This is a genomic window from Kaistia sp. SLG-1 (assembly GCF_059699055.1).
The window spans coordinates 2,902,006-2,923,259 of record NZ_AP048544.1 but is presented as its reverse complement, the minus strand read 5'-3'; the positions used below and the strand labels follow the sequence as shown (position 1 = coordinate 2,923,259).

General features: G+C 66.6%; 18 protein-coding genes. 5 read left to right on the top strand and 13 right to left on the bottom strand.

Annotation, left to right across the window (positions count from 1 at the left end; genetic code table 11):
* Window positions 1-218: 218 nt before the first annotated feature.
* Window positions 219-1,535, bottom strand: coding sequence for a 30S ribosomal protein S12 methylthiotransferase RimO (gene rimO, locus AC6HZP_RS13215; protein ID WP_497523245.1), 1,317 nt, complete (start codon window positions 1,533-1,535; stop codon window positions 219-221).
* Window positions 1,536-1,791: 256 nt separating this feature from the next.
* Between rimO and AC6HZP_RS13210 the strand changes: the two genes are divergently transcribed.
* Together AC6HZP_RS13210 and AC6HZP_RS13205 are read left to right on the top strand one after the other, a co-directional pair.
* Entirely contained in the window at window positions 1,792-2,217 is a 426-nt protein-coding gene (locus AC6HZP_RS13210; RefSeq protein ID WP_201403989.1) for a group III truncated hemoglobin, read from the top strand.
* A 103-nt stretch (window positions 2,218-2,320) separates the two neighbouring features.
* Window positions 2,321-3,382, top strand: a complete 1,062-nt coding sequence (locus AC6HZP_RS13205) for an alkene reductase (RefSeq protein WP_497523244.1) — start codon at window positions 2,321-2,323, stop codon at window positions 3,380-3,382.
* Window positions 3,383-3,453: 71 nt separating this feature from the next.
* On the opposite strand, the gene AC6HZP_RS13200 is transcribed toward AC6HZP_RS13205, so the two are convergent.
* The gene (locus AC6HZP_RS13200) at window positions 3,454-4,167 is read right to left on the bottom strand and encodes a DUF1868 domain-containing protein (protein ID WP_497523243.1); all 714 of its coding nucleotides are present in this window, start codon (window positions 4,165-4,167) and stop codon (window positions 3,454-3,456) included.
* Between the two features lie 217 nt (window positions 4,168-4,384).
* Here AC6HZP_RS13200 and AC6HZP_RS13195 point away from each other — a divergent pair, with 217 nt between their 5' ends.
* Together AC6HZP_RS13195 and AC6HZP_RS13190 are read left to right on the top strand one after the other, a co-directional pair.
* On the top strand, window positions 4,385-5,074 hold the full coding sequence (locus tag AC6HZP_RS13195) for a CDGSH iron-sulfur domain-containing protein (protein WP_497523242.1): 690 nt from the start codon (window positions 4,385-4,387) through the stop codon (window positions 5,072-5,074).
* A gap of 213 nt (window positions 5,075-5,287) precedes the next feature.
* Window positions 5,288-5,836 carry a chloramphenicol phosphotransferase CPT family protein gene (locus tag AC6HZP_RS13190; RefSeq protein WP_497523241.1) on the top strand — a complete coding sequence of 183 codons (549 nt, stop codon included), beginning with the start codon at window positions 5,288-5,290 and terminating at the stop codon, window positions 5,834-5,836.
* A gap of 471 nt (window positions 5,837-6,307) precedes the next feature.
* Here the strand turns inward: AC6HZP_RS13190 and AC6HZP_RS13185 are convergent, their stop codons facing one another.
* The 4 genes from AC6HZP_RS13185 to AC6HZP_RS13170 form a co-directional block, all read right to left on the bottom strand.
* Entirely contained in the window at window positions 6,308-7,030 is a 723-nt protein-coding gene (locus AC6HZP_RS13185) for a hypothetical protein (RefSeq protein WP_497523240.1), read from the bottom strand.
* Window positions 7,031-7,351: 321 nt separating this feature from the next.
* On the bottom strand, window positions 7,352-8,314 hold the full coding sequence (locus AC6HZP_RS13180; RefSeq protein WP_497523239.1) for a lysylphosphatidylglycerol synthase transmembrane domain-containing protein: 963 nt from the start codon (window positions 8,312-8,314) through the stop codon (window positions 7,352-7,354).
* Window positions 8,315-8,459: 145 nt separating this feature from the next.
* Window positions 8,460-9,299, bottom strand: coding sequence for an MBL fold metallo-hydrolase (locus AC6HZP_RS13175; protein ID WP_497523238.1), 840 nt, complete (start codon window positions 9,297-9,299; stop codon window positions 8,460-8,462).
* Complete coding sequence (locus tag AC6HZP_RS13170; RefSeq protein ID WP_497523237.1) at window positions 9,292-10,125, bottom strand: TatD family hydrolase; 834 nt, start codon at window positions 10,123-10,125, stop codon at window positions 9,292-9,294. The genes AC6HZP_RS13175 and AC6HZP_RS13170 overlap by 8 nt, the downstream gene beginning before the upstream one ends.
* 159 nt (window positions 10,126-10,284) lie before the next feature.
* Between AC6HZP_RS13170 and AC6HZP_RS13165 the strand changes: the two genes are divergently transcribed.
* The gene (locus AC6HZP_RS13165; protein WP_497523236.1) at window positions 10,285-11,328 is read left to right on the top strand and encodes a glycosyl transferase family 90; all 1,044 of its coding nucleotides are present in this window, start codon (window positions 10,285-10,287) and stop codon (window positions 11,326-11,328) included.
* Window positions 11,329-11,619: 291 nt separating this feature from the next.
* On the opposite strand, the gene metG is transcribed toward AC6HZP_RS13165, so the two are convergent.
* The 7 genes from metG to AC6HZP_RS13130 all read right to left on the bottom strand — a co-directional run bounded on the left by metG (window position 11,620) and on the right by AC6HZP_RS13130 (window position 21,110).
* Window positions 11,620-13,221: a methionine--tRNA ligase gene (gene metG / locus AC6HZP_RS13160; RefSeq protein ID WP_497523235.1), complete on the bottom strand. Its 1,602-nt coding sequence runs from the start codon at window positions 13,219-13,221 to the stop codon at window positions 11,620-11,622.
* A 31-nt stretch (window positions 13,222-13,252) separates the two neighbouring features.
* A complete protein-coding gene (locus AC6HZP_RS13155; protein ID WP_497523234.1) occupies window positions 13,253-14,323 on the bottom strand; it encodes a DNA polymerase III subunit delta' in 1,071 nt (356 codons plus the stop codon).
* Between the two features lie 2 nt (window positions 14,324-14,325).
* Complete coding sequence (gene tmk / locus AC6HZP_RS13150; RefSeq protein WP_201403977.1) at window positions 14,326-14,988, bottom strand: dTMP kinase; 663 nt, start codon at window positions 14,986-14,988, stop codon at window positions 14,326-14,328.
* Window positions 14,979-16,166 (bottom strand): D-alanyl-D-alanine carboxypeptidase family protein, encoded by a 1,188-nt coding sequence (locus tag AC6HZP_RS13145; protein ID WP_497523233.1) that lies wholly within the window; start codon window positions 16,164-16,166, stop codon window positions 14,979-14,981. Before AC6HZP_RS13145 ends, tmk begins: the two co-directional genes overlap by 10 nt.
* A gap of 88 nt (window positions 16,167-16,254) precedes the next feature.
* Window positions 16,255-17,604 carry a septal ring lytic transglycosylase RlpA family protein gene (locus AC6HZP_RS13140; RefSeq protein WP_201403976.1) on the bottom strand — a complete coding sequence of 450 codons (1,350 nt, stop codon included), beginning with the start codon at window positions 17,602-17,604 and terminating at the stop codon, window positions 16,255-16,257.
* Window positions 17,605-17,916: 312 nt separating this feature from the next.
* Window positions 17,917-19,257, bottom strand: coding sequence for a sigma-54-dependent transcriptional regulator (locus tag AC6HZP_RS13135; RefSeq protein WP_497523232.1), 1,341 nt, complete (start codon window positions 19,255-19,257; stop codon window positions 17,917-17,919).
* The gene (locus tag AC6HZP_RS13130; RefSeq protein WP_497523231.1) at window positions 19,254-21,110 is read right to left on the bottom strand and encodes a sensor histidine kinase; all 1,857 of its coding nucleotides are present in this window, start codon (window positions 21,108-21,110) and stop codon (window positions 19,254-19,256) included. The genes AC6HZP_RS13135 and AC6HZP_RS13130 overlap by 4 nt, the downstream gene beginning before the upstream one ends.
* Window positions 21,111-21,254 lie beyond the last annotated feature (144 nt).

Below are 21,254 nucleotides of genomic sequence, written 5' to 3'. Positions count from 1 at the left end.
CTCCGTCGTCATCCCGGCGAAGGCCGGGATCCATACACACCGGCCAGTGGTCGATAAGGCTGGGCCAAGTTTTCTCGGCCGGTGTTCATGGGCCCCGGCCTCCGCCGGGGTGACGGTGCCGTGCCCTTAGGTCTTGGACCGCATGCGACCTTTGGTGTTCTGCAAAGGTCTCCTCAGCGAGAGGGGAAGGGCCGGCTACCTTCAGACCGACCGCTACCTCACACCACCACGCCGTGCAGGTCGTAGGCGTCGGCGCTTTCGACCTTCGCCGTATAGATCTCGCCGACGCGCATCGGGCGGCGCGAGGTCAGGTGGATCGAACCGTCGATCTCCGGCGCGTCCCAGACGGTGCGGCCCTTGGCGCTGAGGCCGTTAGTCTCGTCGATGATCACGGGAATGCGGCGGCCGACCTTCTTGGCGAGCCGCTTGGCGCTGATCTCCTGCTGGCGCTTCATGAAGCGGTGCCAGCGGATTTCCTTGACCTCTTCCGGCACCGGATTGGCCAGCTCGTTCGCCGGCGCGCCCTCGACCGGCTCGAACTTGAAGCAGCCGACGCGGTCGAGCTTCACCTCATCCAGCCATTCCAGCAGGAACTCGAAATCCTCGTCCGTCTCGCCGGGGAAGCCGACGATGAAGGTCGAGCGCACGGCGAGGTCCGGGCAGATCTCGCGCCATTTGTGGATGCGGTCGGCGGTCTTCACCTGGTTGCCCGGGCGGCGCATCGCCTTCAGGACGTTGGGGCTCGCGTGCTGGAACGGGATGTCGATATAGGGAAGGATCTTGCCCTCGGCCATCAGTTCGACGACCTGGTCGACATGCGGGTAGGGGTAGACATAGTGCATGCGCACCCAGGCGCCGAGCTCGCCGAGCGCCTGCGACAGGTCGAGGAACTTCGCGCGCACCTCGCGGTCGCGCCACTTGCTGGCCTCGTACTTGATGTCGACGCCATAGGCGCTCGTATCCTGCGAGATGACGAGCAGTTCCTTGACGCCGGCCTTCACCAGCCGCTCCGCCTCGCGTAGCACGTCGCCGGCCGGGCGGCTGACCAGGTCGCCGCGCAGCTTCGGGATGATGCAGAACGAGCAGCGGTTGTTGCAGCCTTCCGAGATCTTCAGATAGGCATAGTGGCGCGGCGTCAGCTTGATGCCCTGCGGCGGCACGAGGTCGACGAACGGGTCGTGCGCCGGCGGCACGGCGGTGTGCACCGCGCCGAGCACGCTCTCATATTGCTGCGGGCCGGTGATCGCCAGCACGTTCGGGAAGGCTTCGCGGATCTGCTCGGGCTCGGCGCCCATGCAGCCGGTGACGATGACCTTGCCGTTCTCCTTCATCGCCGTGCCGATGGCTTCCAGCGACTCCGCCTTGGCGCTGTCGAGGAAGCCGCAGGTGTTGACGATGACGACGTCGGCGCCGTCATGGTGGCGCGAGAGCTCGTAGCCCTCGGCGCGCAGATGCGTCAGGATCCGCTCGGAATCGACCAGAGCCTTGGGACAGCCGAGGCTGACAAAGGAAATGCGCGGCGCTTCGCTGTTCATGCGGACATGTCTCGGTATTGGTTGATCGGTGGCTGGTCCGGTGCGACGGGCGTCAGGCGCGCCGCGCTTATATGCGCGGTCAGGTCGACGGGACGGGCTACCTTTTCATTGTTCTATTTCTCGCCGCCTATCTGTCGGAGAGACCCCAATCTGTCAATGGAATCCTTGGCAAAGCTTGCGGCTGCTTGTCACGCGGGCTTGTCGGGGCGCGGCCCACCGCCTAGCTGAGGGTGGTTCGGACGCAGCGGAGATCAGGATGGCCGGCGAGAGCAGCGGATTTGGAGTGGCCATTCCCGGCGTCGACGAGGCGTCGATCAAGGCGCTCGTGCACACTTTCTACGACCGTGTTCGCCGCGACGAACTGATCGGCCCCGTGTTTGAGGCGCAGGTCGACGACTGGCCCGAGCACCTCGACAAGCTCTGCGCCTTCTGGTCGAACGTCGTGCTGCGCACCGGCCGCTACCAGGGCCGGCCGATGCAGAAGCATCTGCGCCTGCCGATCGAGGCGGAGCATTTCGACCGCTGGCTGGCGCTGTTCCGCGCCACGGCTTCCGAGATCATGCCGCCCGAGGGCGCGGCGATCTTCATCGATCGCGCCAACCGCATCGCCGACAGCTTCGAGCTCGGCATCGGCAGCGTGCGGGGCGAGTTTCGCAGGCCCCGCCACGCCTTCCAGCTTTAAGTTTACCCGAGTCGTTCGGTAGAGATTGCGGCTTTCCCGGCGCTGCCTATATTTGGTCAGGAAGACGAACCAATTGGCGCGCGCCACAAGGGATTCCCAATCGATGTCAGTGCTCTTCGAACCGCTCCAGGCCGGTGCCCTCCACCTGCCCAATCGCATCATCATGGCGCCGCTGACGCGCAGCCGGGCAGGGGATGAGCGCATCCCGAATGCGCTGATGGCCGAGTATTACGCCCAGCGCGCGGCGGCCGGCCTGATCATCACCGAGGCGACCAGCGTCACGGCGCAGGGCGTCGGCTATACCGGCACGCCGGGCCTCTGGTCGGACGAGCAGGTCGAGGGCTGGAAGCTCGTCACCAAGGCGGTGCATGTCGCGGGCGGGCGCATCGTCTCGCAGCTCTGGCATGTCGGCCGCATTTCGGATCCCGAGCTGCTCGGCGGCGACCTGCCGGTCGCGCCGAGCGCCATCGCGCCTGCCGGCAACGTCAGCCTGCTGCGCCCGGTCCGGCCCTATGTCGTGCCGCGCGCGCTGGAGACGGACGAGATCCCCGGCATCGTCGAGGATTTCCGCCGCGGCGCCGAGAATGCCAAGCGGGCCGGCTTCGACGGCGTCGACGTGCATGGCGCAAATGGCTATCTGATCGACCAGTTCCTGCAGGACAGCACCAACCGTCGCACCGACCGCTATGGCGGATCAATCGAGAACCGCGCTCGTCTCTTGCTGGAGATCGTCGACGCGGCGATTTCGGTCTGGGGTCGGGAGCGCGTCGCGGCGCATCTCCGCCCGCGTGGCGACAGCCATGACATGGGCGACAGCAATCCGCGCGCGCTGTTCACCTATATCGCGGAAGAGCTGAAGAAGCGCGGCATCGCCTTCCTGTTCGTCATCGAGCGCGAGGGGCCTGACAGCCTGCTCGCCGAGATCAAGCGCGCCTTCGGCGGCGTCGTCATCGCCAATGAGGGGCTCAACAAGGCCGACGCCGAGCGTCTGATTAGCAGCGGCACGGCCGATGCGGTCGCCTTCGGGCGCAACTACATCGCGACGCCGGACCTCGTGCGTCGCTTCTCGCTCGACGCGCCGCTCAACCAGCCCGACCCATCGACTTTCTATACCCCGGACGCCAAGGGCTATACCGACTATCCGACGCTCGAAACCGTGGCCTGAGGCCAGGTTTCCGAGGTTTTCCGGGCGAGGGCAGGGGCGTCCGCCCCACCCTCGCCCGGAGCGTTTTTTCCCTATTCGAGGACGAGCAGTTCCTCGAAATGGTTCATGTCGGCGAAGCGGCAGAAGGCCGGCGGGCGAAGCTCCAGGATCGGCGCCTCGCGGGCGAACAGCGCGAGGGCCTCGTCGAACAGGGCCTCCCAGGCGGGCAGGCGGTCGCTGTCGAGCCAATCGATCAGATAGGCGAACGTCACGTGGAAGATGTAGTCGTCGTGATCGGGATGGCGGTAGCCGAATGGGCCGGCGAGGGCATCGCGCCAGGCCTTCATGACACGACGATCGGCTTCGGTGGCGCCGGCGACGGCAAGGCCGGTCGGCACGACATCAATGACCTCGACCTGAAACGGCCCGGCGCCGCGAAAGCCGCTGAGACGATCCAGATAGATCCGCGTCATCTCGTCGATTTCGGTATCGAGAGCGACGTCCGCCGGCCAATAGGGCAGGTCGCGGCGATATTCGATGATGCCCTGGAACAGGGTCATGTGCAGGCTGGAGACCGGCGTGAAGGCCAGCCGGTCGGCATCCGGCATTTCCTGCATGCGGCGGCGGACCTCGAGGACGGCGGCCTGCGACGGCGAGCCGTCGACCAGATGGCAGACGACGGTGTTGCCGGGCTCGGGCAGGAAGGTGCCGCTGCGGTCATAGCGGCGACCGAGATGGCGCGGCGGCTCGGTCCGCGAGGCGGCGGAATAGCCGGCGAGCCGGCGATCTGACAGGGTGGATGTCATGGTGGGGAACCAGGCGGTTGCGGGAATGGCCGCAACTATCCCGGATCCATGAACCGCTCATGACAGGTCGGGTCGGGGATCACAGCGCCAGCGGCGGCCGGCGATCCCAGCCGTATTGAAGCGCGTCTCCGGAACGCCAGTTGAAACCGTGCGCCTGCCCTCGGGACCGGACGAGGTTTAGGCTGACATGGCCGGCTTTCCGGGAGGAGCGCATTCGATGGCCGCAACCGGCATGAAGATCACCGTTTCGAAGAACGGGCCGTATCTGGTCCGCGGACAGGTCCCGCTGAGCCGGCAGGCCATCGGCGCCAATTCGGAGGGGGATTCGATCGACTGGGTCGAGATCGAAACCATCGTGCCGGAGACGCCGGCCTACAAGCTCTGCCGCTGCGGCCACTCCGCCAACAAGCCCTTCTGCGACGGCACGCATGTCCGGATCGGCTTCGTCGGCGACGAGACGGCGCGGCGGCAGCCCTACGCGGCCATGGCGCAGGAGATCGACGGACCCACCCTGGCGTTGACCGACGCGCAGTCGCTCTGCGCCTTTGCGCGCTTCTGCGATCGCGACGGCCAGGTCTGGAACACGGTCTCGCAGGCCACGACCGAGCCGCAACGCGCGGCCTTCGTCCGGCAGGTCGGCCAATGTCCGTCCGGCCGGCTGGTCGCCTGGGACTATCAGACGCGCGAGCCGGTCGAGCCCGACTTGCCACCCTCGATCGCGATCGTCGAGGACCCGCAGCAAGGCGTCGCCGGCCCGATCTGGGTGCGCGGCGGCATCCCCATCGAGTCGGCCGACGGCACGCCCTATGAGGTGCGCAACCGCGTGACGCTGTGCCGGTGCGGCCAGTCGAAGAACAAGCCGTTCTGCGACGCCACGCATGCCGCGATCGGCTTCCAGGACCGGTAGGGAGCCGACGGCGGAGCAGGGGGATCGGGTAGGGCGCTCGGAACCGCCCCGCCCGGCCCCAGATGGAGGCCGGTGCTGACCCGCCACCTCACCTGCCCGACCCCGGCCAAATGAGAACAAAGCAGGAATATCGTCAGGCGAGCGTCATGCCATGAGGGTCATTTGGCTGTTACAAGGCTGTCATATCCCGCGTCACGACCAGCGGAGACCGGCATGGCCCAGATCATCTTCATTCACGGCGCGTCGAGCTCCGGGAAGTCCACGCTCGCAAGAGCCTTGCAGGACCGGATCGAAAGCCCGTTCTGGCATATTTCCATCGATCACTTGCGGGATTCAGGCGTGCTTCCGACGCGTCGGTTCCGAAGCGGGGAGTTTCGCTGGAGCGCCGCCAGAGCCGCTTTCTTCGACGGCTTTCATCGCTCGCTGAAGGCGTATGCCGACGCCGGCAACGATCTGATCCTCGAGCACATCCTGGATACCGACGGGTGGCTGGAAAGGCTCGCCGAGCTGTTCGCGCAGCACGATGTCTTCTTCGTCGGCATTCACTGTCCGCTGGAGATCCTGATCGAGCGGGAGGCCGCCCGGGGCGACCGGCCGATCGGCAGCGCCCAACAGGACTACGAGACCATCCATGTCGGCAAGTCCTACGATCTGGAGCTGAGCTCGACGGACGGGACGAATGCCAATGTCGAGACGCTGCTCGCGTCCTGGCGAAGCGGTCGCCGGGCGTCGAGCTTCTTGCCGGACAGCCAACGGAGCTAGATCCGGCCGGATCCCAAGCGCGGTTCGCGGCGAAGCGAATTCCGCGGCGATGGATCCAGGCGAGGCGCTGTCGGGATGACGGGTCGGTCCGGCGTCCAGCTTGCCATCAACCGGCTGCGGATCGGTGAGGGCTGTGGCATCCCAGACGGCCTGGCTGTCGTGATGCCTTAGGCGGGGATCGCCACATCCTCAATTCGCATAAGATATATTATGGAACTATTTGGTATGGGGCGTGTCGAGTTGGCGGATTGGCAGGAAATGCGAGGATCCGCCAGGAAACCGGTGACGGCTCTGGTTCTGCCAAACCGTGCCCTCCGATGAAGCCGGCCCCTCCGATCCCAGCGGCTCTCGACCGAGCGATCCCGGCAATGGATGTCGGGCGCTCCGTTCGCACTGCGCCAGCAGCACCACAGCGCGCTGCCGGCCCAGGGGCGTGCCGAGCAGTCCCGCCGGCCGATCGCAAACCCAGGACTATGGGTTCGCCAGCTCGTCGTTGGTGGCCGTCCGGTCGCGCTTGAGGCCGACGCTCGAGACAGCGCTTTCGCTCCAGCGCATCAGGTTGTCGACCATCTTGCTGCTCTGCGTGACGACGGTCGCCGCGACCGAGGTCGTCGCCGTCTTCGCCATGTCGCCGATCGAGGTCGGGCCTTCGCGCTCGATCACCCGGGGCGTGTTCGGCAAGGGATCGATCGGCATGACATCGTCATAGGCGGGCGCGCGGCCGACCAGCGCCGGATCAAAGGGTGTTGCATGCGGTGCAGAGGCCGACGCGCGAACCGCCACGGGACGCGCCTGCGTCGCCGGCGCCTGGGTCAGCGCCTTGTTGACGATCGCCTCCCAGGCCTCGCGCGAACCGCCACCGGACGGCGCCGCGGCCGGCTTTGCCAGCGGCTTCGGCGGGATCGGAGAGAGCGCCTTGGCGACCGGGATCGGCTCCGGCGTGGTCACGGCCGCCTGCTGCTCCATCGCGGCGTCCGGCGTCGGGGCCGCCTCCTCCGGATGCTCGCCATCCGGAAGTTCGTAGATCTGCGCCGTCGCCGGCGCGACGCTCCGCGGATTGTCGGCCGGCTTCATCATGAAGTGGCCGACCAAGGCTGCGCATGCCACGGCGGCGAGCCCGGCCGCACCGTGAAAGGCCAGTCGCGGCAGCATGTTGCGGCGCTGATTGTCCGCGCCGTCAGGGATCGTGATCACAGCGAATCTCCTGCTCGATCGAACCGATTGAAGGCAGATTGGCAGCGATTCCCGACGTCAATGGGGCCGCTTTCGGGCGAAGCGGCGACCGAAGCACGTTCATGGGGCGACCGTGATCCGTCTGCAACGGCGCCGGAGGAGCCGCCGATCGTCGTTCAGGCCCCCGGATGCGCGCGGAATGGAGGAGGGCGGTCCCCTGCCCTTGTCCCCTTCCCTTGCCCCTGTCCGATCCGCGGAAAGCACAAAGGCCGCGACGCAACCGTCGCGGCCTCTATTCAGAGTCTATTCTGATGCTTTAGACTATCATAACAAGTATATGATTTACAACGGTAATTTCTTCTGATCTGGAGTTGAATCCCCATCCTTGCGCGCGAGCTGCGTCTTCTCGAACAGCAGCACGACGATGAGCGCGATGCCGAACGGGATCAGCAGGTAGAGCAGCCGGAAGACGATCAGAGCGGCCAGAACGTCGTTCGGATCCATCTCGTGCAGCGCCGCGAGGAAGGTCACCTCCAGCACGCCGAGGCCGCCGGGCGCGTGCGACAGCAGCGCCAGCGTGAACGAGGCCAGGAAGATGCCGAGGATGACGAGATAGCCCGGATTGTTGGTGGCCGGCAGCGCGAAATAGATGATGGCGGCGGCGGCGGCGAGCTCGAGCGGACCGGCGACGACCTGGCGCATGACGATCGGCAGGCGCGGGTATTGCACGCTGAAGCGCTTGAACTGCCACGGCGGAAACTGCAGCCAGGAGCCGAGGACGTAGAGGCCCACCAGCCCCAGCAGCGCCAGGCCGATGCAGAACGAGATCCAGACCGGGATGTCGGCGATGCGCTGCACGATTTCGGGCTCGATGGTGAGCACGAAACCGCCCATGAGCACGGTGCCGAGCGCGAAGGTGAAGGAACAGAAGACGATCAGCAGCCCGATCTCATGCGGAGACAGGCCGCGCGTCGAATAGGCCCTGTAGCGCACCACCGCGCCGGAAATGACCGAAGCGCCGATATTGTGCGAGAGCGCGTAGGTGGTGAAGGAGCAGAGCGAGATGAAGAGCCAGGAGACCTTCTTGCCGAGATGCTGGATGGCGATCCGGTCGTACCAGGCGAGCGCGGCATAGGCGCAGAGCGTGGCGACGATGGCCAGGGCCCAGTTGCCGAAGGTGATCGCCGCGAGACTGTCGGCGACTTCGGCGAAGGAGATGCGCCGGAACTCGCGGTAGAGAATGAAGACAGAGACAGCAACCGCGCCGATCCCGAAGATGGACCAGGCAGCATTTCGGAATTTCATTGGGCAGCATCCCCCTTCGATCGACTGTGAACGAGATACTGCTGCATCCCGAATCTAAGATTGGCACGTCCTTTTCCGGGGAGAAAGACCAAAGCTCTCCACGCCACGCGGTTTATCGACACCCGCCATGCGCGGCGGTGCCGATCTAGAGGCTGACGGTCAGGATCATCCCGTCAAAAGCCGGCTCGACATCGCCCGGGACATGGGCGGCGAGCGTCGCATAGTCGAGATCGCCGTGCATATGCGTCAGGATCGTCCGGCGCGGCCGCAGCTTCTCGTGCCAGCCGAGCGTGTCGTCGACGCTGAAATGGCTCGGATGCGGCCGCCAGCGCAGCGCGTCGACCATCCAGAGCGAGAGCCCCGCGAGATGCGGCAGGGTTTCGTCGGGGATCGCGCTGATGTCGCTCGAATAGACGAAATCGCCGATCCGGAACCCGAGGCTCTCGATGTCGCCATGGATCTGGCGGAGCGGCAGGATGTCGAGCCGGCCGCCGGGACCGTCGATCGCGAAGCCCTGCCCCGGCTCGATCCGCGTGCGGCCGAGGATCGGCGGATAGCTGCCGCCGGTCGGCGTGCGGAAGCAGTAGCCGAAGGCTTCCTCCAGGCGTTCCTGGGTGAAATCGTCCGAATAGACCGGCACCAGGCGGTGCGTATCGAGCCAGAACGAGCGGAGATCGTCGATGCCGTGCGTGTGGTCGGCGTGCGGATGGGTGAAGAGCACCGCGTCGAGCCGGTCCACTCTCGCGTCGAGCAGCTGGGTGCGGACATCGGGGCCGGCGTCGACGAGAACCCGCGTCGGATAGGGATGATCGCCGCGAAAGCCGTCGATCAGGATCGACGAGCGCGTGCGGCGATTCTTCGGCTCCGACGGATCGCAGGCGCCCCAGTCATTGCCGATGCGCGGCACGCCGGGCGACGCGCCGCAGCCGAGCACGGTGATGCGCAGGCGATCGGCCCGGAGGCTCTCCGGGGCGCCATCAGCCATGATGCGCCACCGTGGCGGTCGCCAGCGCCAGCGCGGCCTTGGCCGCCGCGTCGCGCGGCACCTTGGTGAAGAGGCGCATGAAATTGTCGGTCGTGATCCCGGCCATCTCGTCGAGGGAAACGCCCTTCACCTCGGCGAGCACGGCGGCGGTGTCGCGGACATAAGCCGGCTCGTTGCGCTGGCCGCGATGCGGCACCGGCGCGAGATAGGGCGCGTCCGTCTCGACCAGCAACCGGTCGAGCGGCACGTCGCGCGCGATGTCGCGGAGCGACTGGGCGCTCTTGAAGGTCAGGATGCCGGAGAAGGAGACGTAGAGCCCGAGCTCCAGGCCGACCTTTGCCAGCTCAGGCCCGGACGAGAAGCAGTGCAGGATGGCCGGGAAGGCCCCCTTCCCCATCTCGTCGCGCAGGATCGCGATCATGTCCTCGTCGGCGTCGCGGGCGTGGATGACGAGCGGCAGCTGCGTGATGCGGGCGGCCGCGATGTGGCGGCGAAGCCCCTCAGCCTGCACCGCCTTGTGCTCGGCGCCGTAGAAATAATCGAGGCCCGCCTCGCCGATCGCCACGACCTTCGGATGCTTCGAGAGCTCGACCAGCGTCTCGGTCGGGATGTCCGGCTCCTCATGCGCGCTGTTCGGATGGGTGCCGACGGAGCAGAAGACGTTCGGATAGGCCTCGGCGAGCGCGCGGATCTTGTCGAACTGGCGGACTCGGGTCGAGATGGTCACCATCAGGCCGACGCCGGCGTCCCGGGCGCGCTGCATCAGCGCCGCGCGGTCGGCCTCGAAATCCGCGAAATCCAGATGGCAGTGACTGTCGACCAGCATTGTCTTCGACCGTTCGGATGATTGCGCATTGGCGCCAATATGGGGTGCGCCGTGCGCAGTCAGTAGCGGCTAAGCGCCACGCTGTCGACCGTTGTGGACAGCCGTGAGATCGGCCCACTAAACTGCCGGATGTGACAGCTTGCGGCCAAGGATTCGTACGTGCAATTCAGCCAGCGTACCCTCTATCGAATTCTGCCGCGCCGCTTCAAGGAAGAGGCTCTGGTGCGCAAGCTGGCGGCCGAATTGCCGGCCATTGCCGGCGCTGCCGCCTCGATAGTGCTGAACCAGGCGAGCGAGCCCGGGCGGCACCGCTTCCAGATCGATTTCCAGAGGATCGGCAACCAGTTGCATATCCATCTGGACCGGGACCTGATGGCACGAGACCCATATCAGTTCGAGATGATGTGGCGGCGTTTGCCGCCCTTCGTCCGGATCATGAGCCGGACGGCGGCCGACGTGACCTCGGCGGTCGCCAACGTCTCGGACGACGGCGAAAACATTCCGAACGAGCTCGCTTATTCGAGCAATGAGCTGCAGTCGATTCTCGTGCCCGATCCGGGTTTCATGGTGCCCGAATACTATGAGCCCTACCGTACGCTGGCGGAGAACCGCCCCGGCCAATGGTCCGCGCGGAAGGATACGCTGCTCTGGCGCGGCGACATTTCGGGCCACGGGCACACTACCACGGAGCAGATGGACATCGACGATCCGAACCTGAAGCAGCGGGTCCGGCTCTGCCTGGCGCTGCGCGGGCTCGACGACGTCGACGTGCGGCTGATCGTGCCGGAGCGCGACCGGGCGCATCAGGCGACGCGGGAGGCGATGGAGGCGCACGGCATCCTCGGCAACCACCTCCCGCCGTCGCGCTGGATCGACGTCAAGTTCGCCATCGACATCGACGGCTCCAGCACCAGCTGGGGCAATCTCTATACGCGGCTGCTGTTGGGCTGCTGCGTGCTGAAGGTCGCCTCGCCCGGCGGCTTCCGGCAGTGGTTCTACGACGAGTTCGTGCCCTGGACGCACTATGTGCCGGTGGCGGCGGACCTGTCGGACGTCATCGAGAAGGTCGAATGGTGCCGCGCGCACGACCAGGCCTGTCGCGAGATCGCGGCGGCCGGCCAGGAGTTCGCCCTGCGCCGGACGCGCGAATCCGAAACTGTCGCCGTCGTGCAGCGGATCAACGAGCGGCTGGGACCGGGTTAGGGGATTTCACCCCTGCCCCTCCCCTCGCCGGCAGGGGCTTTTGCAAGACACCATCCACATCATGCTGAGGTAGTCCGAGGATGAGCGGCTCTGGCCGTGCCATCCTCCGTCGTCATCCCGGCGAAGGCCGGGATCCAGACGCACCGGCCCGCGGCCAGAAGGCAAGGCCATAGCCCAAGCTTTCTTGGCGGGTGTTTATGGGCCCCGGCCTTCGCCGGGGTGACGATAGAGCGTGTTTTGGAGAAAGAGAGAAATCCGGGCCGACATCGCGGATATCGGCCCGGGCTGTTCTCAGGCGTTCTCGGCGCCCTCTTCCCGCTCGACGTAGCGCGGGAAGACGCCGGCGGGCGCGGGCAGCGTCGAACCGGGCGCCAAGCGGCCGGCGGGGCCGAGCGAGGCGAAGCTGCGGGCAGCCTCCGGGATCGCCAGCAGGTCGAGCAGCTTGGCGGCCGAGCCCGGCATCACCGGCTGCGACAGGATGGCGATCTGGCGGATCACCTCTGCCGTGACGTAGAGCACGGTCGCGGCGCGGTCCGGATCGGTCTTGCGCAGCTGCCACGGCGCCTGGTTGGCGAAGTAGCGGTTCGCCTCGGCGACGACGCCCCAGATCGCGTTCAGGGCCTGGTGGATCTGCTGGATGTCCATGGCGGCGCGGCAGGTCGGCAGCAGGCCGTCGACAGCCGCGAGGATCTCCTCGTCGGCCGGCGTCAGCGGACCCGGCTGCGGCACGACGCCGTCGAGGTTCTTGCCGATCATCGACAGCGAGCGCTGCGCCAGATTGCCGAGATCATTGGCGAGATCGGCATTGATCCGGTTGATGATCGCCTCGTGGCTGTAATTGCCGTCCTGGCCGAAGGGCACCTCGCGCAGGAAGAAGAAGCGCACGGGATCGACGCCGTAGTGCTCGATGAGCGAGAACGGATCGATGACGTTGCCGAGCGACTTCGACATCTTCTCGCCGCGGTTGAACAGGAAGCCGTGCGCGAAGACGCGCTTCGGCAGCGGCAGACCGGCGGAAAGCAGGAAGGCCGGCCAGTAGACCGAATGGAAGCGGACGATGTCCTTGCCGATGACGTGGACGTCGGCCGGCCAGTAGCGCTGGAAGCTCTCGCTCTCAGTATCCGGGAAGCCGACGCCGGTGATGTAGTTGGTGAGCGCGTCGACCCAGACATACATCACGTGCTTCGGATCGCCCGGAACCGGGATGCCCCAGTCGAAGGTCGTGCGCGAGATCGAGAGGTCCTTCAGCCCGCCTTTGACGAAGCTGACCACCTCGTTACGGCGCTCGTCCGGGCCGATGAAGTCGCGATTGCCCTCGTAGTGCGCGAGCAGGCGGTCCTCATAGGCGGAGAGGCGGAAGAAATAGCTCTCCTCCTCGACCCAGTCGACCGGCGTTCCCTGCGGTCCGTAGCGCACGCCGTCGGGGCGGACTTCCGTCTCGGACTCGGCGTAGTACGCCTCGTCGCGGACAGAGTACCAGCCGGCATAGGCATCCTTGTAGATGTCGCCATTGGCTTCCATCCGACGCCAGATTTCCTGCGACGCCTCGTAGTGGCGCGGCTCCGTCGTGCGGATGAAATCGTCCTGCGAGCAGTTCAGCGCCTCGGCCATCGCCTGGAAGCGCGGCACGTTGCGATCGGCGAGCTCGCGCGGCGTGATGCCCTCGCGCCCGGCCGTCTGCACCATCTTGATGCCGTGCTCGTCCGTACCCGTCAGGAAGAAGACGTCAAAGCCGTCGAGGCGCTTGAAGCGCGCCAGCGTATCGGTCGCCAGCATCTCGTAGGCATGGCCGATATGCGGCACGCCGTTCGGATAGGAAATGGCTGTCGTGATGTAGAATTTCGGCGCTGTCACCGCTGTCTCGCTTTTCGTTGAACCCGACCAAAGTCTCATAACCGGCGAATTCGCCGGTCGCCTGACAGCTTCACATTCGGGTCGCGCGCGCGAGAATGTTCATGGTCGTGAGCACAAACTGTTTGCGGTCGAGATTGAGCGCCTCGACATCCGCCGAAGACTGTCGGAGCTTTTCCCATACCTCCGCCCAAGTCGCAAGTGGGGTGGCCGCAACGCTTTGGGGTATCGCCGCGCCGTCCGGCTCGGCCTGGCCGCGGGCGCGGCGGCTCAGCCAGGCGAAGACGAGATCGGTGAAATTGGCGAAGGCTTCGTCGGCGCCGCGCTGGGCGACGAGGTCGCCGAGCGCATGGGCCGCCTGCCCGTCGAGGTGGGGAAAGCGCGCCACCACGCGGGCGAAGGCGCGGCTGATGGCGGCGGCGTCCTCGTCGAGGAATCCGATCGCCTTGCGCAGGCTCCCCTGGCCGGCCTCGGCCGCGAAATGCCTGATATCGGCGGGGCCGTCGTCATGCGTCGCCAGCGCGCCCTCGATCGCGGAGGTCGCGAGCGGCGCGAGATCGAGGCGGCGGCAGCGCGAGCGGATGGTCGGCAGCAGGCGTCCCGGCGCGTGCGAGATCACCAGGAAGAGCGAGCGGCGCGGCGGCTCCTCGAGGATCTTCAGAAGCGCGTTGGCGGCATTGGCGTTCATGTCGTCGGCGGAATCGACGATGGCGATCCGCCACCCCGCCTCGCCCGCCGTCGAGCCGAAGAACGGGATCGTGCGGCGGATCTCGTCGATCGTCAGGCTCGCCTTGAAGCGCTTGCCCTGCTCGTCCCAGGGCCGTGACAGCGTCAGGATGTTCGGGTGCGATCGCGCCGCGATTTTGGCGGCGGCCGGAGAGGTCGGCGGAACCGCCAGCGTCGCGGCGTCCGGAGCGGTGGCGGGATCGGGATAGGTCAGCGCGAAGCGCGCGAAGCGATAGGCGAGCGTCGCCTTGCCGATGCCGCGCGGTCCGCCGATCAGCCAGCCATGATGCATGCGGCCGCCGCGATAGGCCTCGACCAGCAGCCGCTCGACCGCCGGATCGCCGTACCACTCGGTCTGCTCTTCCGGCAGCGGCCAGCCCTCGATGGCATCGGGGCGGGCGACGTCGGGTCCGGCCATGCTCAGTTCACGCTTTCGTTCAGACGTTGACGGACGGAATGCCAGATCGCGTCCTCGACCTGTTCCAGACTTTGGTTCGCATCGATGACGACGCAGCGTTCGGGTTCGCGCGCTGCGATCGCCAGGAACAGGTCGCGGCGCCGCTGGTGCCGCTCGATGGTCTCGCGCTCGAAACGATCGGCCGGGCCCTCCTCGCCGCTCCGCCGGCGCTGGGCGCGGTCGAGGCCGATCTCGACGGGCAGGTCGAGGATCAGCGTCAGGTCGGGGCGCGCCTCGCCGACGGCGATCTTCTCGAGGCTGTCGAGCAGGCTCGCGTCGACTCCGTCCGAGCCCTGATAGGCGCGGGTCGAATCGATGAAGCGGTCGCACAGCACCCAGTCGCCGCGCTGGAGAGCCGGCCGGATGACGCGTTCGACGTGATCGGCCCGCGCCGCCGCGAACAGCATGGTCTCCGCCTCCGGCCCGAGCGGCTCGGCCGCACCGGAGAGAATGAAGCTGCGGATCGCCTCGGCGAGGTCGGTGCCGCCCGGCTCGCGCGTCACCACGACGTCGTGCCCCCGGCCGCGCAGCCGGTCCGCGAGGCGGCGGATCTGGGTCGATTTCCCGGACCCCTCCCCGCCCTCGAATGTGATGAAATGGCCAGGCAATTGCGACGTCATTTCCATTGCGGCAGCCAGCCGATCAGCAATTGCTGGACCGCGTCGAGCGCGCGCTGGTCCATCGTGCCCTTGCCGATCGCTGCCATGGTGTAGAGGGGCTTCTCCAGAACTTCCGCGTCGCCGACCCAGACCCGGACGACGCCGACCCGCCTGCCCTGCTCGATCGGCGCCAGCAACGGCCCCTCATAGGTCACTCGGGCCCGGATTCGCTCGCGATTGCCGCGCTGAAGCAGGATATCCAGCGGTTCTTCGGTCGCGAGCCCGACCGCGCGCGTCGTGCCGCCATAGACGCGGGCCTCTGCCACCGCCTCGCCGCGATCGAAGAAGCGCAGCCGCTCGAAGGCCGTATTGCCCCATTCGAACAGCTTTCGCGCCTCGTCGGCCCTCTCCTTGTCAGTCCCGAGGCCGCTGACGACGAGGATCATGCGGTGATCGTCGCGCACGGCCGAGGCCGTCAGCCCGAAGCCCGATTCCTTGGTGTAGCCGGTCGACAGGCCGTCGACGCCGATGCCGGCGGAGAGCAGCGGATTGCGGTTGCGCTGGTAGATCTTGTTCCAGGTGAAGTCCGGCTCGGCGTAGATCTTGTAGAGGTCGGGATAGGTGCGGATCACGTGCTCGGCGATCTTGTGCAGATCCTCCGCCGTGACCTTCTGCGCCGGGTCGGGCAGGCCCGAGACATTGGTGAAATGCGATCCCGTCAGGCCGAGCTCGCGCGCCTTGCGGTTCATCAGTTCGACGAAGGCGCCTTCCGATCCGGCGATCCCCTCGGCGAGGATGATGCAGGCGTCGTTGCCGGCCTGGACGATGGCGCCGCGCAGCAGGTCCGCGACGGGAATGGACGATTTGAGCGCCGCGAACATGGTGGCGCTGCCGGACGGCGCGCCGCCCGTCCGCCAGGCGTGCTCGCTCACCGGAAAGCTGTCGTCGAGCTTGATCTTGCCGGACTGGATGGCCTCGAACACGACGGCCATCGTCATCATCTTGGCCATGGCGGCCGGCTGGAACGGCGCGTTCTCGGCCTTGCTGAAAAGGATGGTGCCGGAATCGACGTCGACCAGGATCGCGCTGGTGGCCTTGCTCTCATAGGCCGTGGCGGCGGTCGCGCGCAGATCCGCCGTCGCACCGAGGGCCGTCAGGACGGCCGGCACGATCAGCAACCGCAGCGGGAACCAGCGAGACATCATGACAAACAGCCGGGCGCCATAGCCAAACCACGAATGGCCAAGGGCCACCCTGCTCTGGTTAACAGGCGAGACGCCCTGCGATCAATGGTCAGCGGTTGACCAGATAGGCGCCGGTGAGCCCTGCCGCCTGCACGGTCGCGATCGCGCTCTCGCCGGTTGCAGCCCGATCGGTGACGACGAGGCGGACCGACTGCATCGTCTTGCCGTCGACGGAAATGCGGGTCGAGGTGACGCGGCCGAGATCGGCGAAGCGGCTCGCGAGCGCGTCCGCGTTGGCGCCGTTCGAGAACACGCCGAGCTGGACAACCGGGGCGTCGGCGCTGCGCTCGGCAGCGGCCCGGACGACGGCGGCGTCGAGTGCTGCCTGAAGCGTGTTGCGGCCCGATGCCATCTCGGCCACGGCGCGCTGCGCCGGCGATGTCTGAGCGTCGGCGGCATAGGAAGAACGGGCCGAGCGCGGGGGCGGCGTGTAGGAATCGTCGCCGGAATACGAGGCCGGCATGACGCCCGGGTCGGCATAGCCGACGGGCTGGGAAACCGTGAGCGTGCCGAGCGAACGCTCGCCGTAATTGGTGCCGGCCGGGACCGCGTTGGCATCGGCGACGACGCGACGCTGCGGCTGCGCCTCGTAGGCGGCCAGCGCCGGATCGTAGGCATTGCCGCCGTAGAACACTTCCGGACGGGAGCGCGGCAGCGGCACGAGGGCTGCCATCATGACGGTCGGGCTGGCGGTCGGCGCGCGAAGCTTCGGCGCCTGCAGCGCCAGCATCGTGCCGCCCGAAATGCTGCTGCCGGGACCCTTGTAGGTCGCCATCAGCATCTTCTGGTCGTGCCCTTCCATGCGGGCGGGGCCGACATACTCGACTTTGACCTTGGTGGTGCCGTGGTGCTTCATGTCCAGCACGTCGGCCGTCTTCGACGACAGGTCGATGACGCGGTCGCTGTGATAGGGGCCGCGATCGTTGACGCGGACGACGACCGAGCGGCCGTTGGTCGTGTTGGTGACGCGGGCATAGCTCGGCAGCGGCATGGTCGGATGCGCGGCGGACAGGCCGTCCATGTCGTAGACTTCGCCATTGGCCGTGTAGCGGCCGTGGAAGGCCGAGCCGTACCAGGACGCGTAGCCGACCGCCGTATAGCGCGGGTTCTCGCGCGGGGTGTAGACTCGTCCGCGCACCGTATAGGGCTTGCCGACCAGATAGCGTCCGCCGCCCTGCGGTACCGCTTCGCCATATTTGACGACGCGGGGGCTGGCTTTGACGCCATATTCCTTCTCGGAGAAATATTCCTTGCTGCGCTTGGCGGGCTTGGACGGGGCGGTGGCGCAGGATGCGAGGAGAGCAGCAGCGGCGACAGCGGTCGCAGCCTTCAGCATCATCCTGCCCTGCGGCACTTCCGAGCGCAAAAGGCTCAGAATCTGAAGTTTGGAAATCCCCATCTCGCCTTATCCGATAGCAGCAACCGCGGTATTTGTCGATTGGTCTCGACCGGTGCCGACGCCTAGCGGGTTCCGGACAGGCCTTTGCGCGGTCGCGCGGAGCCCATCCGACATGAGTTCGCATTCAGCCGACAGCGCCTTTCCGGGCGGTTAACGAACCATGGCCGAATTGCGTCAAATGCGCGGAACCTCGGCGGCGGACGCCTTCTGCCCGTTGCGCGGCGGCTGGTGCACGTCTCGCCCGTGGCTCGATCGCGGGTTTCGGACCGGGCGCTCAGCCTCGTAGGCCGCGTTGGATCGGGGAAACGGGGCCTAGCTCTCCGTCTTGAACTCGGCGCGATTGATGCCGTGACGCTGCATCTTGTCGTAGAAGGTCTTTCGCGGAATGCCGAGCGCTTCGATGGTCTCCTGAACATTGCCGTTCTTGGCGGTCAGCGTCTCGCGGATCAACGTCGCCTCGTAGCGCTCGAGCCGCTTCGGCAGCGGATCGTGCAGATCCGGCTCCGGCGCCGAATGGGTGGCCGGCACGACGCCGAGGGCATAGCGGTCGGCGAAGTGCACGAGCTCCCGGACATTGCCCGGCCAGTCGTGCTGCATGAGATGGCGGTGCGTGGCGGCATCGACGACAGGCACATCGCGATTGAAACGCCGGGCGGCGACGCTCAGGAAGTGCGAGAACAGCAATGGAATGTCATCGCGGCGCTCGCGCAAGGGCGGGATCGTCAGGGTGACGACGTTGAGGCGGTAATAGAGGTCCTCGCGAAACTCGCCGCGCTGGGCGGGATCGCCGAGATCGACCTTGGCCGCCGCGACGACGCGCAGGCTGACGGGCCGCGCCTCGTTGGTGCCGAGAGGCGTGATCTCCCGCATTTCCAGAACCCGTAGCAGCTTCACCTGGGTCGCCGCCGGCATGCTTTCGATCTCGTCGAGAAACAGCGTGCCGCCGCTCGCATGCTCGATGCGGCCGATCCGCTTCTTCTGCGCGCCGGTAAAGGCGCCGGCTTCATGCCCGAACAGTTCGCTCTCGATCACCGATTCCGGCAGGGCGCCGCAGTTGAGCGCGACGAAATTGCCCCGGCTCCGATGTCCCCACTCGTGCAGGAGCTGGGCGACGACTTCCTTGCCGCTGCCGGTTTCGCCGGCGATCAGGACGTCGACATCGGTATCGGCGATGTTACGGATGGTGCGGCGCAGGTTCTCGATGGCCGGCGTCTGGCCGATCAGCGGCAGATCGCTGCGGGCTTGCTCCGCCGCCTGCCGCAGCGCGCGATTTTCCATCACCAGCTGCCGCTGCTCGCTCGCGCGCTGCACGGTGTGCACCAGCCTCTCGGTGGCGAAAGGCTTGGCGATGAAGTCGTAGGCGCCGTCCTGGATCGCCTGTACCGCCATCGGGATATCGCCATGGCCGGTGATGAGAATGACGGGCAGATCGGGGTCGATGGCGCGGAGGCGCGCGAACAGCTGCAGGCCGTCAATTTGAGGCATGCGGACATCCGTCACGATGACCCCGTTCAACTGCGGCGTGACGGCGGACAAGGCGTCGGCGGCGCTCTCGAAATCCGCGACGTGGAAGCCGGCGAGCTCCAGAGTCTGCCGGGTGGCGCGCCGCAGCGATTTGTCGTCGTCGACGAGGATGACCGATCTGTCCATCATGCTTTCCTGAACTCCACATGGAAGACGGTTCCATGCGGGGCGCTGTCTACCGATATGCCGCCGCCGTAATCGGCGAGGATCTCCTTCACGATCACCAGGCCGAGCCCGAGCCCCTTCTCCTTGGACGTGTTGAACGGGATGAACAGGTTCTCCCGAATGTTGGGAGCAATGCCCGGCCCGTTGTCGGAGACGCTGACGATCACCGTGTCCCGCCTCTCCTCGATGCGAACATCGATATGGCCGTCCTGTCCCATTCCCTCGACGGCTTCGAGCGCATTCTGAAACAGGTTGATGAGCACCTGCTCCAGCCGGATCGCGTGGCCGACGACGCAGAGATCGGGTGGCGGCAGCTGCATGTGGATCTGGTCCATTCGCCCGGAAAAGCGGCTGCGCAGCAGCACCAGCGCTCCGGTGATGACTTGGCCCAGCGCCACCGGCTCCGACGGGCGATGCCCCTTGCGGGCAAGCGCGCGGAGGTCGCCGGTGATCGTGCCGATCCGCTCCGTCAGCCCCGCGATCTCCTGCAGGTTTTCCGCCGCGGCGCCGAGGTTCTTGCGATCGATGAAGGTGCGGGCATTGTCGGCAAAGGCGCGGATGGTCGCGACCGGCTGGTTGATCTCATGCGCGACGCCCGCCGCGACCTGGCCGAGGATCGCCAGCCGGTTGGCGTGCACGAGATCCTGCTGGACGCCCTGCAGCACGGTCTCCGTCTTCAGGCGCTCGCCGATTTCCGCCTCGAGGCGGTCGCGCGCCTTCATGAGATCCTCGGTGCGCTCGACGACGCTTTTCTCCAACTCGACCTGCCGGCGCTGGGCATCCGCGATGCGGGCGGCGATCTTCTGTTTCCGACGCAACAGGTAGCCGACCAGTGTCGCAAGGCTGGCGAGGACGATGAAAGTGAGGAGACGGGCTTCGCGCACGGCGGCGTCGATCTGCGGGCGCAGGGGCGCTAGCGAATACATCTGCCAGGGCGTCGTCGGCATGGCGGAATGGATGGCAATGAATTCCGTATTCCGGGTTGAGCCGGGCACGACCGCGTCGACCAGCACGGCCTGATCGCCGTCGAGCGGCTTGATCGTCAGGGGCAGAGGCGTCAGCGACGCATCGCCGAACTGGAGGCTGGCGTGGATGGCGTCGATCTCGTCCCCTCCGAGCCGCCCGATCGTCAGGAAGCGCCAGGACGGGATGCTGGTGATCAGCACGATGCCGCGGTCATCGACGACGAAGGTCGGCCGCCCCGTCTGGTTCCAGACCTTTTCGAGCTCGTCGAACGAAAGCTTGACGACGATCGCGCCGAGCGGCCCGTTCGGCCCGTCGACGCGGCGGGAAATGTAGAGACCCGGGCGCAAACTCACATTGCCGAGCGCGAAATACTCCGCCTCGCCGTTTTCCAGAGCGGCCTTGAAATAGGGGCGGAAATTGTAGTCGCGGCCGACGAAGCTGTCGGTGTCGCGCCAGTTGCTCGCCGAGATCGCCTTGCCGTCGAGATCGACCAGGTAGATCACGGCCGCCTGCGTGCCCTCCGCCAGCGTTTCCAACTTGCGGCTGAGGCGCTCGCTTGCCGCCGGGTCGTGGCTCGACAGGGCATCGGCGAGTTCCTTGTCTTTCGACAGGATCAGCGGCACCGCCCGCTGCCGTTCCAGCACGCGGCGCAGCAGCGCGGTGTTGAGGTTGGCGTCGATCTCCGTCTGTTCGGACAGGGTGACGAGGGCCTTGTCGCGCGCGGCATTGCCGACCAGCCAAAGCGCGACGCCGAAGACGACAAGGCAGATCGCCGCGAACGCCCACCAGGTGAGGCGGCTCGTCGACAGCCAGCTGTTCTGGCGCGCTTTGCGGTCGGCCCTTTCTCTCATGTCCGAAGTGTGCGCCGTTTCGCACGGCTTGGAAAGTCACGTGTGCGAAATTCCGCACTTTTCGGGCTGCGATGGGCCAGCCCGGATTCCCTAAGCCAATATATTTCAACGAGTTATCTCGATTGCCTCCAACTGGCACGGGCC